Origin of the sequence: Myxococcus sp. AM009, assembly GCF_013372605.1 — a bacterium.
In the GTDB taxonomy this organism is placed as follows: Bacteria; Myxococcota; Myxococcia; order Myxococcales; family Myxococcaceae; genus Myxococcus; species Myxococcus vastator.
Genome location: NZ_JABXEP010000010.1, coordinates 79,552 through 95,365, shown reverse-complemented (window position 1 = coordinate 95,365; position 15,814 = coordinate 79,552). Strand labels below are relative to the sequence as shown.

Genomic DNA, 15,814 nt, shown 5'->3' with positions numbered 1-15,814 from the left:
GCCCAACCCCCTCCGGCCCAGGCGTCACGACAGGCCGTTCCCGCGACGCCTCAGTCACCGAAGCTGCGCCTGCCCACGGAGGTGCGCCCCACCGGTTACACGGTGGAGCTCACGCTGGACCCGAAGGTGTCCGTGTTCCAGGGCGTGGCGGACATCGCGCTCGAGGTGACGAAGCCCACGTCCGTGGTGTGGCTGCACGCCAAGAGCCTCACCGTGAAGAAGGCCACGCTCACGCAGGGCGGTGCGTCCTCCGACGTCACGCCGGTGCGGGGCGAGGAGGACTTCCTCGGCTTCCCGCTGACGAAGCCGCTGGCCACCGGACCGGCGACGCTGCGCATCGTCTATGACGGCGTCGCGTCGGAGAAGGAGACGGACGGCGCCTTCCGCGTCAACGAGGGCGGGGACTGGTACCTCTACACCCAGTTCGAGCCGGTGGACGCGCGCCGCGTGTTCCCCTCCTTCGACGAGCCCGGCTTCAAGGTGCCGTGGCAGCTCACCTTCCACGTGCCCGCGGGCGTCGTGGCCGTCACCAACACGCCGCAGGAGTCGGAGGAGGCCCGCCCGGACGGTGGCCGCACCTACCGCTTCGCGCGCACGCAGCCGCTGCCCAGCTATCTCATCGCCTTCGGCGTGGGGCCCTTCGACTTCCTCCCCGCCGCCGACGCGGGCCAGAAGAAGGTGAAGACGCGCATCATCACCCCGCGCGGCCGCACGGTGGAGGGGACCTATGCCGCGAAGGTGACGCCGGAAATCCTGGCCGCGCTGGAGGACTACTTCGGCACCCCGTACCCGTACGAGAAGCTGGACGTGATGGCGGTGCCGCTGCTGGGCGGCGCCATGGAGCACCCGGGCCTGGTGACGTTCAACTCGCGCCTCATTCTCGCGAAGCCGGAGGAGGACTCGCTGGGCCGCCAGCGCGGCTTCTCCGATACGCAGGTGCACGAGCTGGCGCACCAGTGGTTCGGCAACCTGGTCACCATGCAGTGGTGGGATGACCTGTGGCTCAACGAGGCCTTCGCCTCGTGGATGACCCCGCGCCTCGTCGAGTCGTGGCGCCCCGCCTGGGACGCGCCCGTCGAGCGCGTGCACGACCGCGCCCGGGCCCTGGACGCGGACAGCCTCCTGTCGGCGCGCCGCATCCGCCAGCCCATCGAGAGCGCCAACGACATCCACAACGCCTTTGACGGCATCACCTACGGCAAGGGCTCCGCGGTGCTCAGCATGACGGAGGAGTGGCTGGGCCGGGACGTCTTCCAGCGCGGCATCCAGCGCTACTTCCGCAAGCACGCGGGCGGCAACGCCACCGCGAAGGACTTCCTGGACGCCGTGTCCGCCGAGTCCGGCAAGGACGTGACGGGCATGCTGGGGACCTTCCTGGACCAGAGCGGGGCGCCGCTCGTCACCGCGTCGCTGGTGTGCGGCGCGGACGGCGCGAAGGTGGTGCTCACGCAGCGGCGCTACCTGCGGCTGGGGGCCACGTCACCGGGCCCGCAGACGTGGAAGGTGCCGGTGTGCGTGGAGTACGCGGCGGGCGGCAAGGAGGCCCGGACCTGCACGCTGCTGGAGGGCGAGCGCGCGGAGGTGGCCCTGAGCGAGGCGAAGACGTGCCCGGACTGGGTGTTCCCCAACGCGGAGGGCGCCGGCTACTTCCGCGTCCAGCTGGACGGGGACGCGGCGGCGAAGCTGGCGAAGTCCGGAATGAAGCGGCTGTCGCGCACCGAGCAGGTGACGTTCCTGACGGACGTGCGCGCGCTGGCCCTGGCCGGGACGATTCCCGCCGCCGAGGCCCTGGCCCTGACGCGCCGCCTGGCGAATGAGCCGGACCGCGTCGTCACCCTGGCCTCGTTGGATTTGCTGGAGCTGGTCAGCTCGCGGCTGCTTCCGGACGAGAAGCTGGAGGACCGGGCCCGCTTCCTGCGGGAGACGTATGGGCCCCGGGCGCGGCAGCTCGGCTTCACCCCGCGCAAGGGGGAGAGCGAGGACACGCGCCTGCTCCGTCCCCGGCTGGTGCGGCTGGCGGGGCGGGAAGGCAGGGACCCGAAGCTGCGCGCGGAGGCGCGCGCCCTCGCGAACAAGTGGTTGAAGGACAAGCGCGCGGTGGCGCCGGAGATGGTGGACGTGGTGCTCGCCATCACCGCCACCGAGAACGACGCGGCCTTCCGGGAGCAGCTCGTCGCGGCGGTGCGCTCGGAGAAGGAGCGGCACACGCGCCAGCACCTCATCGGCGCGTTGAGCCACTTCACGGACCCGGCGCTGGTGAAGCAGAACCTGGCCCTGGTGTTCGAGAAGGGCCTGGACCCGCGTGAGACGGTGTGGATGGCGTTCGCCGCCTCGCGGGGCCTGCGCACCCAGGACGTGGCCTTCGACTTCGTGAAGGAGCACTATGACCGGCTGGTGGGGGACTCGCCCGAGGCGCTGCTGCCCGTCGAGGCCGCCGGGCGCATGGCCTACGTCGGCAGCAACTTCTGCGACGCGGGCAAGCGTCAGCAGGTGGAGGACTTCTTCACCGAGCGCAACGCGAAGGCGCCGGGTGGCCCCCGGATGCTGGCGCAGGTGCTGGAAATCGTGGACCAGTGCATCGCGCTGAAGAAGACGCAGGCGGCGAGCGCCGAGTCCTTCCTCTCCAAGGGCGCCCCGTCGCCGCGGGCGCCCACGTCGCGGTAGCCCGCGCGGTCGGTCGGGCCCGGCAGCCCTCGCGGGGTGGCCGGGCCCGGAGGCTCACGCCGGGCCCTACTTCCGGCCGCGGGACATGAAGGACATGAAGGCCTCCTGCGCCTCGGCGGACTGGAGGCGCTGGATGAACTCGCCGCCCTCGCGGGCCAGCGTCTCGCGAATCTGGGCGCGCAGGGGCTCGCGGACCAGCCGCTTCGTCACGCGCACCGCCTCGGCCGGGCGGGAGGCCAGCGTGGTGGCGCGCTCGGTGGCCACCTGCTGGAGGCTGGCGTCCGGCACCACCTTGTTGATGATGCCCGCGCGCAGCGCCGTGGCCGCGTCGAAGGGCTCGCCGAAGAGCAGCAGCTCGCTGGCCAGCGCGAAGCCCGCCGTCCTGGGGATGAGCAGGCTGCTGGCGCCCTCCGCGCACAGCCCCAGTTGGACGAAGGGCATGTGGAAGCGCGCGCGCTCGCTGGCCACCACGTAGTCACAGTGCAGCAGCATCGTCGTGCCGATGCCCACCGCCGGGCCGTCCACCGCCGCCAGCACCGGCTTGTCCGCGTCCACCAGCGCGCGCAGGAAGCGGAACACGGCGCTGTCCTCGCCCGCGGGCGGGTGCTCCATGAAGTCGCCAATGTCGTTGCCGGCGGTGAAGACGTTGCCCGCGCCGGTGAGCAGCACCGCGCGCACGTCGACGTTGCCCTCCGCGTCCTTCAGCGCGCGGGTGGCCGCCTCGTACATGGCATGCGTGAAGGCGTTCTTCTTCTCGGGCCGGTTGAAGGTGAGGGTGAGGACCCCCGAGTCGAGCTTCGTCAGCAGCGTGTCGGACATGATGCCGGGGAGCCTAACCGACTCCGTGCGGAGGGCGGGAGAATGGCGCCCGGCCCCCTGGCAATGGGGGCTGTCGAGGAGCCCAGCCCCTTGCGGGCCGTCAGGGCCGCAGGGCCCGGGCCACCAGGGGCGCGAGCGTCACCACCTGGTGCTGGAACGGCAGCCCCTGGACGGGCTCCACGCTGTCGGTGCTCACCAACCGGGTGAGCGGCAGAGTGCGCAGGCGTTCCGCGGCGGGGCCCACCAGCAGGGCGTGGGTCGTCACCACGGTGAAGTCCTCCGTGCAGCCCGCGTCGCGCAGCGTGCCCGCCGCGGCGACCAGGGTGCCGCCGGTGGACACCATGTCATCCACCAGAATCGGGCGGCGCCCTCGCACCTCGCCCATCAGCCCGCTGGCGTGGACCTCGTCCCCGCTCAGCCGCACCTTGTGAATCACCGCCCATGGCCGGTCCAGCAGCCGCGCCAGGGCCTCCGCGCGCTTCACCGCGCCCAGGTCCGGCGCCACCACCACGGAGGTGTCGGTGACGTGCTCGCGCAGCGCGTCCGCCAGGAGCGGCAGCGCGGTGAGGTGCTCCAGCGGCGCGCCGAAGCAGCCCTCCAGCGCGGGGCTGTGCAGGTCCACCACCAGCACGCGCGCGAAGCGGCCCTGTGACAGCAGGTCCGCCACCAGCCGGCCGCCCAGGGGCTCTCCGGGCTTCGCCCGCCGGTCCTGCCGCGCGTAGCCCAGGTAGGGCACCACGGCCTCCAGGCGGGCGGCGCCCATGCGCCAGCACGCGTCCGCCATCAGCAGCAGCTCCAGCAGGTGCTCGCCCGCGGGCGGCGTCGTGGACTGCACCAGGATGACGGTGCGGCCTCGCACCCGCTCGGGCACCTCGACGTGCATCTCCCCGTCGGGGAAGCGCTCGAAGTGGCAGTCAGCGGGCGCGATGCCCAGGGCTTGCCCGAGCGCGCGTCCCAGGTGGGGGCTCGCCGTGCCAACAAGGAGGACAGGGTCCATGGGCCGCACCCTAGCGCGCCTGCCGGCCGGACGGCGCGTCCTGGGTGGCCCCCTCGCGAGCACCCCTGCGGGGCGGCCTCCGCCTGGCCCTCCGCCGCAGGCTGCGGGCCCCGTGACTTCCTTGTGGGGAGGAGGAAGGACGCAATGCGCTTTCGGGACCGAGCAGATGCGGGCCGCCGGCTGGCGGCGCGGCTGTTGCCCTACCGGGGCGGCGAGGTGCGCGTACTGGGCCTGGCGCGAGGCGGGCTCCGCGTGGCGTACGAGGTGGCCCGCGCCCTGGATGCGCCGCTGGACGTCTGGGTCGCCCGCCGCCTGGACGTGCCGGGCCGGCTGCCGGTGCTGGGCGCGGTGTCGGAAGGGGGCGGCATCTACCTGGACCGGGGCGCGCTGCGGGACCTGGGCCTGGCGGAGGTGGAGGCCCGGAGCCGGGCGCGGGCGGAGGCTTCGGAAGTGGACACTCAGGTCCAGCGGCTGCGGGGCACCTCGGAGCCCTCGGTGAGCGGCGCCACGGTGCTGCTGGTGGATGACGGGCTGGTGTCGGGCGCCACGGCGGTGGCCGCGCTCCAGGTGCTGCGGCGGCGGCACCCGGCCCGGCTGGTGCTGGGCGTCCCCGTGGGGACCCCGCACGGGCTGGCCCGGGCGCGGCCGGAGGCGGACGCGGTGCACTGCCTGGAGGTGCTCCCCGCGATGCGCGACGCGTCGGAGGCCTACGACGACTTCCGGCCGCTGCCGGACGTGGAGCTGCGGCAGTTGCTCGTGCGCGCCCGGGAGCCCGCGCAGCCGCGTGAGCTCCTCGAGTCCACGGACCTGGGCGGCTTCTGGATGTGACGCGAAACCAAGGAGGCATGGACGACATGTGGCAGGGAGGAAAGACGGACCCGGACATCCGGGAGGTGCAGGTCCAGGTGGGTGACGTGGTGCTGGGGGGCAGCCTGGGCATCCCGGACGGCGCGGAAGGCCTGGTCATCTTCGCCCATGGCAGCGGCAGCAGCCGCTTCAGTCCCCGAAACCGCGCGGTGGCGCGAGCGCTGCGCGCGCAGGGGCTGGCCACGCTGCTGTTCGACCTGCTGAGTGAAGAGGAGGAGGTGGAGGACGCGGGCACCGGGGAGCTGCGCTTCGACATCCCGTTCCTCGCCCGGCGGTTGGCGGCGGTGACGGAGTGGGCGGAGCGGCAGCCGGCGCTGGCCGCGCTGCGCATGGGCTACTTCGGCTCCAGCACCGGCGCGGCGGCGGCGCTCGTGGCGGCGGCCCTGCATCCGGACCTCATCCACGCCGTCGTGTCGCGCGGCGGGCGGCCCGACCTGGCTGGGCCGGTACTGCCCCGCGTGCAGGCCCCCACGCTGCTGCTCGTGGGCGGGCAGGACGTGGGCGTGCTGGAGCTGAACGAGGAGTCGCTCGCGCGGATGGAAGGCCTGAAGGGCATCCAAATCATCCCGGGAGCCACGCACCTCTTCGAGGAGCCCGGCGCGCTGGAGCAGGTGGCCCGCCAGGCCGCCGCGTGGTTCCTGCGCTTCCTCGGCGGGGTCGGCGCGGAGGCGCGCGCGTGAGCCTGGCGTCGGGACACACCAACGAGGGAGGCGTCATGGAGACGGGGCAGGTGGCGGCGGCGCGCGAGGCGGTGCCTCGGTGGGAGCACCTCACCCGCGGCTCGGAGCGCGTGGTGCGGGGGCGGGGGCGCTCGCTGGAGGAGGCCTTCGAGCAGGCCGCGGCGGCGCTGTGCGCGCTGGTGGTGGACCCCACGGCGGTGGAGGTTCGCGAGGAGGTGGAGCTGACGTGCGAGGCGACGGCGCCGGAGCGGCTGCTGGCGGACTGGCTGCGCGCCATCGTCCACAAGATGGCGGCGCGCCGCCTGTGCTTCCGGTGCTTCGCGGTGCGCATGGACGGCACGCGCCTCTTCGGCCATGCCTTTGGTGAGCCGTTGGACCGGGAACGCCACCCCTTCGCGCGAGACGTGCGGGGCGTGTCGCTGATGGAAACGCGGGTGTTCCAGGACGCGGATGGGCTGTGGACGGCCGAGTGCGAAGTGGAGCTGTGACGCAGGGGCGCGCGGGACGTGGCGCAATGAGCCCCCCGGGCGCGCGCGCGGGCTGGTAGGGTCCGCCGCATGAGTTCGCGTGAGCAGCGCTTCGTCTGGTTGGACTTGGAGATGACCGGGCTGGACCCGGAGACGTGTTCCATCATCGAGGTGGGCGTCATCATCACCGGTCCGGATTTGCGGCCCCTCGCGGAGATAGAGCGCGTCATCTGGCAGCCGGAGGAGGTGCTCCTGCGCATGGAGCCCGTCGTCCGGGAGATGCACACCCGCAACGGGCTCTTGGAGAAGGTGCGTGCCTCCAGCACCTCCCTGCGCGTGGCGGAGCGGGACGTGATGGCGCTCGTCGCCGAGCACTGCGCCCTGGGCGAGGGCATCCTCGCCGGCAACTCCATCCACACCGACCGGCGCTTCCTATTCCGCTACATGCCCATGCTGGAGCGCTATCTGCACTACCGCATGGTGGACGTGACGAGCCTCAAGGTGTTGTCGCGCGCCTGGTACCCGAACCTGGTGGAGCCGCGCAAGCCGCCCAGCGGGCACACCGCCCTGGCGGACGTGCGCGCCAGCATCGCGGAGCTTCAGTACTTCCGCGACACCCTCTTCCGCGGGACGCCGGCCTAGGCGTGGGGCTGATGCTCGACGAGCAGCTCGGCGATGGTGTCGAGCAGCACGTCCAGCTCGAAGGGCTTGGCGAGGAAGCGCGCGCTGGAGCGGCGCTCCTCGTCGGAGATGCGGCCGGCGCTCATCACCACCACAGGGATGCCTCGCAGGCCGGTGTCCTCGCGCATGCGGCGCAGCATCTCCCGGCCGTCCATGACGGGCATCATCAGGTCCAGCAGCACCAGGTCCGGCTTCGCGTCCGCCATGCGCTGCAGGCCCTCGGCGCCGTTGAAGGCGGTGACGATGTCGTAGCCCTCCACGGACAGGATGTCCTGGAGCGCCTCGACGATGGCCAGCTCGTCGTCCACGATGAGAAGCCGCTTCATGCGCCACGCCCCCCACGTCGGGGCGGCTTTCCGCGCCGGACCGGTTTGCGCCCTGCCTTGCGTTTCGGCTTCCGCGGCGGCGCTGCCTGGGACGGGGTCTGCCCGTTGAAGAGGGCCTCCGCGCCCTCGCTGTCCGCCGCGACCTCGATGCCCCGGGGCGTCATGGCGAACAGGCGCTGGGCCGCGTCATGGTCGCTCTCCCGCGCCTTCAGCACGGAGAGCACGCGGTAGCGCCGCGAGCGCAGCGCCACCAGCCGCAGCACCAGGACGTTGTCGACGAGCGCCTCCACGTCCAGTCGCGCGTCCGCCTCCGGCGCGGCGAGCTCGTGCGTCTGCTGGAGGAGCAGCGGGGTGACGCCCAGGTTGAGCAGTTCGTACATGAGGGCGGCGAGGAAGCGGGGCGTGCGCTCCGGGGCCGTGAGTTCCTGACAGAAGGACTCCAGTCCGTCCAGTACCAGCCGCTGGATGCCGTGCTGTTTCACCCACCCGAACAGCTCCTCGGCCAGCGCGTCCGGCTGCGACTCCGCCGCCACGCGGGACACCAGGTGGACCCGGCCCGCGTCCACGTGCCCGCCCAGCGCCAGTCCCATCCGCTCCGCCCTGTTGACCAGCCGGGGCGGCGTCTCCACGAAGCCCAGGTACAGCCCGGGCTCTTGCCGGCGCGCGCCCTCCATCAGGAAGTGCAGCCCCAACTGCGTCTTGCCGCTGCCGGGCGGGCCCGCCACCAGCGTGGACGAATCCCGAACCAGGCCGCCGGAGAGCATCTCGTCCAGCGCGGGGAGGCCGGAGGTGAGCCGCGCGTCCGTCGCGAGCGTGCGCGCGGGCAGCCGCGTGTAGACGGCTTCGATTCGGGGATGAACGGACAGGCCGTCCTTGGAAATCTGGAAGCCGTGCTGGCCGGGGACCTGCGGGCCGCCGCGGAACTTCGTCACTTCGACCAGGCGCACCGACTTCACGCCGACGCGCTCCTGGGCCAGGGCGACGACGCCGTCCACCATGGTGTAGCGCGGGTCCACCGGGCCACCGTGCTGCCCGGCGAGCAGCAACGTGGTGCAGCCCGCGAGCGCGTTGTGGACGCACAGGCCGTGGAGGAACTCCCGGAGGCGCAGCGGGTCCTCGGAGCGCTCCTCCATGGCCACCAGGCCGTCCACCACCAGCGCCGTGGCGCCGTGCTCGCGCACCGCGCGGAAGATGAGCTTGCCGAGTCCCGCCAGCCCTTCCGCCTTGAGGGCGGCGGAGCCGCTTTCGTAGTTCAGTACGCGGCCGACCGCTTCCGGGTGGAAGAAGCTCATGCTCCGCAGGTGCTGCATCATCCGCGCGTGGGATTCACCCAGCACCGTGAGGTAGACGGCGCGCCCGCCCTGGGCCACGGTGGCGAAGCAGTACTGGTTGCCGAGGAGGGTCTTCCCCGTCCCCGGCGCCCCCGCGATGATGTACGTGCCCCCGCGAAGAAAGCCGCCGCGCAGGAGCGTGTCCAGTCCTGGCACGCCGCTGGAGACGCGTGCGTCGGGTTCGTCCGGCCGCTCAGCGGTGTCCGTCACACGATGCTCCTTCCGTCCTGGGCGCGAACCCTAGGCCAGCAAGGTGCCCACGCCACGCAATTGCGCGGCGTCTGTCCGGAACCGTGCGGAGGAAGCGCGGCTCACCGCGTCTCTTGCGTGCCGGGTGTCACCAGCGCCGCCCGGAGGAGGTGCTTCTGCACCTTGCCCAACGCATTGCGCGGCAGCGCCTCCGTGAAGACGACCTGGCGCGGCTTCTTGAAGCTGGCGAGCCGGTCCTTGCACCAGTCCACCAGGGCCTGGGACTCCGGCGGGGGCGCGCCCGGGTGAGGCACCACGACGGCCACCACCTGCTCGCCCAGGTCCGCGTCCGGCAGGCCCAGCACCGCGACCTCGGCGACGCCCGGGTGCAGGGCGAGCACCTCCTCCACCTCGCGCGGGTACACGTTGAAGCCGCCGCTGATGATGAGCTCGCGCGCCCGCCCGGTGATGCGCAGGTATCCGTCCGCGTCCACCTCCCCCAGGTCGCCCGTGCGGAACCACCCGTCCGCGTCGAAGGACTCGGCGGTGGCGTCCTGGCGGCGCCAGTACCCGGCGAAGACGTGAGGGCCCCGCACCTCGATTTCGCCCGTCTCACCGCGCGGCAGCGGCTGGCGCGTGCGCACGTCCACCACGCGCGCCTCCTGGCCAGGGTAGGGGAAGCCCACCGTGCCAGGGCGGCGCTCGCCCTCGTAGGGGTTGGTGGTGTTCATGACGGTCTCCGTCATCCCGTAGCGCTCCAGGATGCGGGCGCCGAACGCCGCTTCGATGTCCGCGAAGAGCTGGGGGCTGAGCGGCGCCGAACCGGACACCCACAGGCGCAGCGCGCGCGGCTTCACGCCCGACACGCGGGCCTCCTCCAGCAGGCGGCTGTACAGGGTGGGCACGCCGAAGAACATCGTGAGCGAGGCGTCGTCCCGCAGCGCGGCCAGGGCCTCGGCGGCGTTGAAGCGGCGGCGCAGGTCCACGCTGGCGCCGGTGAACAGCGTGCCGTGCAGGCCCACCATCAGGCCGTGGGTGTGGAACAGCGGCAGGGTGAGCAGCAGCCTGTCTTCCTCCGTCCAGCGCCACGCCTGGGTGACGGCCCGCACGTTGGCCAGCAGGTTGCGGTGCAGCAGCATGGCGCCCTTGGAGCGGCCGGTGGTGCCGGAGGTGTAGCCCAACACCGCCAGGTCCTCCGGACGTGGCATCACCAGCGGCGCGGTGGCCAAGGTGCCCTCCGCGAGCAGCGTGTCGAAGGGGACCTCGGTCAGCGACTCGGGCAGCGCGGTGGTGGGGCGCTCCACGGTGACGAGCCACTGGAGCGAGGGCAGCTGGGCCCGCAGCGGCACCAGCTCGGCGACGCCCGCCGCGCCGGTGACGCAGCCGCAGACCTCCGCGTCGGACAGGATGTGGGCCAGCTCCACCTGCCGGTAGGCGGTGTTGACCAGCACCACCACGCCGCCCGCGGCCTGCACGCCCAGGTAGGCGATGGCGAAGCGGGCGCTGTTCTCCAGGAAGAGCGCCACCCGCTCACCGGCCTGGAGCCCGCGCTGCTTGAGGCTCCGCGCGAAGGCCGTGACGTGCGTGGCGAGCTGTCCGTAGGTGAAGCGCTCCTGCTCGAACGTCAGCAGGGGCCGCTCGGGCGCGCGGTGTGCATGGTCCAGGAACACTTCGAGAAGGGAGTCCGGCATGGGCGCGCACCTTAGCCCTGGCGCCTCCAGGGGCCTCCACCCCCTTCCCGCTGCTGTCCGCTTCTGGGACGGCCCTTTCCGCAAGTGGGCACGCGCTTCGGGAGGCACTGCTTGGGTCTTAGCAATTCCAGGGGCTTGGCGCGGAGCGTGGCCTTGGCACGAGCCTCGCTCTGCGCAGGGGCGTGGACATTCCCAAAGCCAAGAAGCCGCGTCGCAAGCCCTGGGTGCTCGCCATCGGTGGGGCCTGCGCGCTCCTGGTGGTGACGGTGGGCCTGTCCCGGCTGCGCCCGGCGGCGCCCACGGTGGAGCGGGCCTCGGTGTGGTTGGACACGGTGAAGCGCGGCCCCATGGTGCGCCAGGTGAAGGGCGCGGGCACGCTGGTGCCGGAGTACATCCGCTGGCTCACCGCGGACACGGCGGGCCGGGTGGAGCGCATCCACGTGCGGCCCGGGGCCACGGTGACGGCGGACACGCTCTTGATGGAGCTGTCGAACCCGGACGTGCAGCTCCAGGCCTTGGAGGCCGAGCGCCAGCTGGCCAGCGTGGAGGCCGACCTCATCCAGGTGCGCATGGAGCTGGAGACGCAGCGGCTGGCCCAGGAGGCCATGGTGGCGGCGCTCATCAGCGAGTCCGCCGAGGCGACGCGCCGCGCCGAGGCCAACGAGGTCCTCCACCAGCAGGCGCACATCGGTGACCTGGAGGTGCGGCAGACGCGCGACAAGGCCGCGGAGCTGAAGCGCCGTCTGGCGCTGGAGGAGAAGAAGCTCCAGGTCGTGGCCTCCAGCATGAAGGAGCAGCTCTCCGCGCAGCAGGGACAGGTGGAGCGGCTGAAGGCGGTGGCCCGCTTCCGCCGCGCGCAGGTGGAGTCGATGAAGGTGCTGGCGGGCGAGGACGGCGTGCTCCAGGACCTGCCGCTGGAGCTGGGGCAGTGGGTGACGCCGGGGGTGCTGCTGGCGAAGGTGGTGAAGCCGGAGCGGCTGAAGGCGGAGCTGCGCATCGCGGAGACGCAGGCGCGCGACATCCAGCCCGGGCTGAAGGCGTTGGTGGACACCCGCAACGGCGTGGTGGAAGGCCAGGTGGCGCGGGTGGCGCCCGCGGCGAGCCAGGGCACGGTGCGCGTGGAGGTGTCGCTGCCCGCGGAGCTGCCCCGGGGCGCGCGGCCGGATTTGACGGTGGAGGGCACGGTGGAGCTGGAGCGGCTGGGCGACGTGCTGTCCGTGGGGCGCCCAGCTGGCGCGCAGCCGGGCGCCACCATGGCCCTCTTCCGGTTGATGCCGGACAGTGATGAAGCCGTCCGCGTGCCGGTGCAGCTGGGCCGGGGTTCGGTGAACGCGGTAGAGGTGCTGCAGGGCCTTCAAGAAGGTGACCAGGTGGTGCTGTCGGACATGGCCGCGTGGGACGCGGTCGAGCGGGTGAGGCTGCGATGATGACGAACGACACGAAGACGGCTGCTCCCTCGGAAGGCGCGGCGGCGCAGGAGGGCGCGAGCGTGGAGCCCGGCAAGGGGCTCATCCACCTGGACGGCCTGACCAAGGTCTTCGAGACCGAGGACGTGGAGACGCACGCGCTCTCCAACATCCACCTCAACGTGCGCAAGGGAGAGTGGGTGGCGATTGTCGGCCCGTCGGGTTCGGGCAAGTCCACCTTGCTGGCGGTGCTAGGGCTGCTGGACACGGCGACGCGCGGGGCCTACCTGCTGGACGGGCGCAGCGTGTTGGACCTGTCCGCGACGGACCGGGCGCTGGTGCGCAACCGGCACATCGGCTTCATCTTCCAGAGCTTCAACCTCATCGGCGACCTGACGGTGTTCGAGAACGTGGAGCTGCCGCTGACGTACCGGGGCATGCCCGCCGCCGAGCGCAAGCAGCGGGTGGAGGGCGCGCTGGAGAAGGTGGGCATGGCGCACCGGGCCCGTCACATGCCGGGGCAGCTCTCCGGCGGTCAGCAGCAGCGCGTGGCGGTGGCGCGCGCGGTGGCCGGCGACCCGCTCATCCTCCTGGCGGACGAGCCCACGGGCAACCTGGACTCGAAGAACGGCGAGGCGGTGATGCAGCTCCTCTCCGAGCTGCACAAGGGCGGTGCCACCATCTGCATGGTGACGCACGACCCGGCGCACGCGCGCGTGGCCACCCGCACGGTGAGCCTCTTTGACGGCCGCGTCGTCCAGGACGAGCAGCGCCGCTGAGCGCGGGACCTGGCCTCAGCGCCCATCTCCCCGAGGAGCGCCGGGAAGTCCTATCCCCTGGCCGGCGGCCGGGCTCGGGGGGGCCGCGCCTGAGAGACTCCCGCGCGACCACCGCCGGTTGTTTCTGGCACATTCCCCCCATGGGTGTCCCCCGTGTCTGAATCCGCCCCCTCCGTCCCGAATGCCCCCAGTGCCGCCGGGCGGCCTCCGTGTGTCCTGGTCGCCGATGACCAGGCGGACGTCCTGGAAGCCCTCCGCCTGCTCCTCAAGCGTGACGGGCTCACCGTCGTCACCTCGCAGTCGCCCGCTGGCGCGCTCGCCACGCTGGAGGCCGAGGACGTGGACCTGGTCCTGATGGACCTGAACTACGCGCGCGACACCACCTCCGGGCAGGAGGGCATCGACCTGCTGGGCCGCATCCGCGCGCAGGACGCGTCCCTGCCGGTGGTGGTGATGACGGCGTGGGGCAGCGTGGAGGGCGCGGTGGAGGCCATGCGCGCCGGTGCTCGCGACTATGTGCAGAAGCCCTGGGACAACACGCGCCTGCTGGCCACGCTGCGCACCCAACTGGAGCTGCGCCGGGCCCTGAAGCGCAGCCGCCGGCTGGAGGAGGAGAACCAGCACCTGCGCCGGGGGCAGGGCCATCAGCTCTCCCTGGTGTCCGAGTCCCGGTCCATGCAGCCGGTGCGGCGGCTCATCGACCGGGTGGCGCCGTCCGGCGCCAACGTGCTGGTGACGGGCGAGCACGGCACGGGCAAGGAGGTGGTGGCGCGGCTGATTCACGCGGCCTCCACGCGCTCGGAGCGGACCTTCGTCGCCGTCAACTCCGGTGGCCTGTCCGAGGGCGTCTTCGAGAGCGAGCTGTTCGGCCACGTGAAGGGCGCCTTCACGGACGCGAAGACGGACCGCATCGGCTGCTTCGAGCTGGCGGATGGTGGCACGCTCTTCCTGGACGAGATTGGCAACATGCCGCTGTCGCAGCAGGCCAAGCTGCTGCGCGTGCTCCAGACGGGCGAGCTGCACCCGGTGGGCTCGTCGAAGACGCGGCGGGTGGACGTGCGCGTGGTGAGCGCCACCAACGTGGACCTGTCGCGGGCGGTGACGGAGGGGCGCTTCCGGGAGGACCTGCTGTACCGCCTCAACACGGTGGAGGTGCAGCTGCCGCCCCTGCGTGAGCGGCGCGAGGACATCCCGCTGCTCGCCGCGCACTTCCTGGCTGAGCAGGGCCGGCGCTACGGCCGGCCCGACGTCCGGCTGTCCCCGGAGGCGCTGGAGGCCCTGCTGTCCTATGCGTGGCCGGGCAACGTGCGCGAGCTGGAGCACGCGGTGGAGCGCGCGATGCTGATGGCGTCGGGCGACGAGGTGACGCAGGAGGACCTGCTGCTCAAGCGGGCCGGCCGCGAGGGCCTGGCGCGCCTGGAGGAGATGACGCTGGAGGAGGTGGAGCGCTACCTCATCGAGCGGGCGCTGGCGCGGCACGAAGGCAACGTGAGCGAGGCGGCGAAGGGGCTGGGGTTGTCGCGCAGCGCGCTGTACCGGCGGCTCCAGTACTACGGCATCAAGGGCGCTCGGTGAGCGAGGAGCGCCGGCTACCGCCGCATGACCTGCAGGTGCTCGGGCTCGCGTGGCTCGCGGGCCTGCCGGGCTCGGTGGCCGCGCTCGTGCTGGTGTGGCTGGGGGACTTCTCCACCAAGGTGCAGTGGACGCTGACGTCCCTGGTGGTGGGCACCTTCCTGGGCGTGGGCCTGCTGGTGCGCGAACGGGTGATGCGGCCGCTGCACGCGGTGGCCAACCTGCTGGCCGCGCTGCGCGAAGGGGACTACTCCGTGCGCGGCCGAGGCGCGCGGGCGGGGGACGCGCTGGGCGAGGTGCTGCTGGAGGTGAACGCGCTGGGGGCCACCCTGCGCGAGCAGCGGCTGGGAGTGCTGGAGGCGGGCGCGCTCCTGGAGCAGGTGATGGAGGAGATTGACGTCGGCGTGCTGGCCTTCGACGGGGCGGGCACGCTGCGGCTGGTGAACCGCGCGGGCGAGCGGCTGCTGGGCGCGTCACGCTCGCAGTTGGTGGGCAAGGGCGCCGGAGCCCTGGGCCTGACAGACCTGCTGGCGGGCGACGTGCCTCGCAGGCTGACGCGCTCCTTCACGGAGGAGGGGGGGCCCTACGAGCTGCGGCGAGGCTCCTTCCGGCAGGGTGGCCTGCCACACCAGTTGGTGGTGCTCGCGGACCTGCGGCTGGCGTTGCGTGAGCAGGAGCGCGAGGCCTGGCAACGGCTGGTGCGGGTGCTGAGCCACGAAATCAACAACTCGCTGGCGCCCATCGGCTCCATCGCGGAGGCGCTGCGCGACACGTTGCTCATGGCGCCGCGTCCGTCCGACTGGGAGGAGGACGCGAAGAGCGGGCTGGGCATCGTCGCCCGTCGCTCCCAGTCCCTGGCGCGCTTCATGTCCGCCTACGCCAGCCTCGCGCGGCTGCCGCCTCCGACGCTGGGGGCGGTGGAGGTGGACGCGTGGGTGCGCCGGTCGGTCGCGCTGGAGAAGCGCCGGAAGGTGGGCGTGCGCGCGGGCCCCGGGTTGGTGCTGCGGGGCGACGTGGACCAGCTGGAGCAGCTGCTCATCAACCTGGTGCGCAACGCGGTGGACGCGGTGTTGTCCGTGCCGGAGGGCGCGGGGGACGTCTGGGTGTCCTGGGCCGTGCTGTCGCCGGGCGCGGTGGAGGTCTGGGTGGAGGACGAGGGCCCCGGCATGACGGACACCGGCAACCTCTTCGTGCCCTTCTTCACCACCAAGCCCCAGGGCAGCGGCATCGGCCTGGCGCTCAGCCGGCAGATCGCCGAAGCCCACGGGGGCAGCCTGCGCCTGGAGAACCGCCCCGAGGGCAAGGGCTGCCGCGCGCGCTTGAGGTTGCCTCAGGGCGCGTGAGC

Annotated in this window: 14 protein-coding genes; 9 read left to right on the top strand and 5 right to left on the bottom strand. The window is 72.5% G+C overall.

What is annotated here, in order from left to right; translation table 11 throughout:
* A partial coding sequence (locus HV824_RS04705; protein WP_255207765.1) for a M1 family metallopeptidase occupies nucleotides 1-2,664 on the top strand: 2,664 nt, incomplete at its 5' end.
* 66 nt (nucleotides 2,665-2,730) lie between these two features.
* On the opposite strand, the gene HV824_RS04700 is transcribed toward HV824_RS04705, so the two are convergent.
* Nucleotides 2,731-3,483 carry an enoyl-CoA hydratase gene (locus HV824_RS04700; protein ID WP_163783988.1) on the bottom strand — a complete coding sequence of 251 codons (753 nt, stop codon included), beginning with the start codon at nucleotides 3,481-3,483 and terminating at the stop codon, nucleotides 2,731-2,733.
* Between the two features lie 100 nt (nucleotides 3,484-3,583).
* Nucleotides 3,584-4,489: a ribose-phosphate pyrophosphokinase gene (locus HV824_RS04695; protein ID WP_176419030.1), complete on the bottom strand. Its 906-nt coding sequence runs from the start codon at nucleotides 4,487-4,489 to the stop codon at nucleotides 3,584-3,586.
* A 135-nt stretch (nucleotides 4,490-4,624) separates the two neighbouring features.
* Between HV824_RS04695 and HV824_RS04690 the strand changes: the two genes are divergently transcribed.
* From HV824_RS04690 to orn, 4 genes are all read left to right on the top strand, one after another.
* Nucleotides 4,625-5,308: a phosphoribosyltransferase gene (locus tag HV824_RS04690; protein ID WP_176419031.1), complete on the top strand. Its 684-nt coding sequence runs from the start codon at nucleotides 4,625-4,627 to the stop codon at nucleotides 5,306-5,308.
* 26 nt (nucleotides 5,309-5,334) lie between these two features.
* Nucleotides 5,335-6,027 (top strand): dienelactone hydrolase family protein, encoded by a 693-nt coding sequence (locus tag HV824_RS04685; protein ID WP_176422760.1) that lies wholly within the window; start codon nucleotides 5,335-5,337, stop codon nucleotides 6,025-6,027.
* Entirely contained in the window at nucleotides 6,024-6,515 is a 492-nt protein-coding gene (locus tag HV824_RS04680) for an archease (protein WP_176422754.1), read from the top strand. The genes HV824_RS04685 and HV824_RS04680 overlap by 4 nt, the downstream gene beginning before the upstream one ends.
* 69 nt (nucleotides 6,516-6,584) lie before the next feature.
* A complete protein-coding gene (gene orn / locus HV824_RS04675) occupies nucleotides 6,585-7,136 on the top strand; it encodes an oligoribonuclease (RefSeq protein WP_176419033.1) in 552 nt (183 codons plus the stop codon).
* Here orn and HV824_RS04670 read toward each other — a convergent pair.
* The 3 genes from HV824_RS04670 to HV824_RS04660 form a co-directional block, all read right to left on the bottom strand.
* On the bottom strand, nucleotides 7,133-7,501 hold the full coding sequence (locus HV824_RS04670; protein WP_176419034.1) for a response regulator: 369 nt from the start codon (nucleotides 7,499-7,501) through the stop codon (nucleotides 7,133-7,135). The two genes, orn and HV824_RS04670, sit on opposite strands and share 4 nt — an antisense overlap.
* Nucleotides 7,498-9,042 carry an ATPase domain-containing protein gene (locus HV824_RS38140; protein ID WP_176422753.1) on the bottom strand — a complete coding sequence of 515 codons (1,545 nt, stop codon included), beginning with the start codon at nucleotides 9,040-9,042 and terminating at the stop codon, nucleotides 7,498-7,500. The genes HV824_RS04670 and HV824_RS38140 overlap by 4 nt, the downstream gene beginning before the upstream one ends.
* A gap of 101 nt (nucleotides 9,043-9,143) precedes the next feature.
* Complete coding sequence (locus tag HV824_RS04660) at nucleotides 9,144-10,712, bottom strand: AMP-binding protein (protein ID WP_176422752.1); 1,569 nt, start codon at nucleotides 10,710-10,712, stop codon at nucleotides 9,144-9,146.
* Between the two features lie 182 nt (nucleotides 10,713-10,894).
* Between HV824_RS04660 and HV824_RS04655 the strand changes: the two genes are divergently transcribed.
* The 4 genes from HV824_RS04655 (at nucleotide 10,895) to HV824_RS04640 (ending at nucleotide 15,812) form a co-directional block, all read left to right on the top strand.
* Nucleotides 10,895-12,139, top strand: a complete 1,245-nt coding sequence (locus HV824_RS04655) for an HlyD family efflux transporter periplasmic adaptor subunit (RefSeq protein ID WP_176419037.1) — start codon at nucleotides 10,895-10,897, stop codon at nucleotides 12,137-12,139.
* Complete coding sequence (locus HV824_RS04650; protein ID WP_176419038.1) at nucleotides 12,136-12,897, top strand: ABC transporter ATP-binding protein; 762 nt, start codon at nucleotides 12,136-12,138, stop codon at nucleotides 12,895-12,897. Before HV824_RS04655 ends, HV824_RS04650 begins: the two co-directional genes overlap by 4 nt.
* 153 nt (nucleotides 12,898-13,050) lie before the next feature.
* Complete coding sequence (locus HV824_RS04645; RefSeq protein ID WP_176419039.1) at nucleotides 13,051-14,472, top strand: sigma-54 dependent transcriptional regulator; 1,422 nt, start codon at nucleotides 13,051-13,053, stop codon at nucleotides 14,470-14,472.
* Nucleotides 14,469-15,812, top strand: coding sequence for an ATP-binding protein (locus HV824_RS04640; RefSeq protein ID WP_176419040.1), 1,344 nt, complete (start codon nucleotides 14,469-14,471; stop codon nucleotides 15,810-15,812). Before HV824_RS04645 ends, HV824_RS04640 begins: the two co-directional genes overlap by 4 nt.
* The last annotated feature ends 2 nt before the right edge of the window (nucleotides 15,813-15,814 follow it).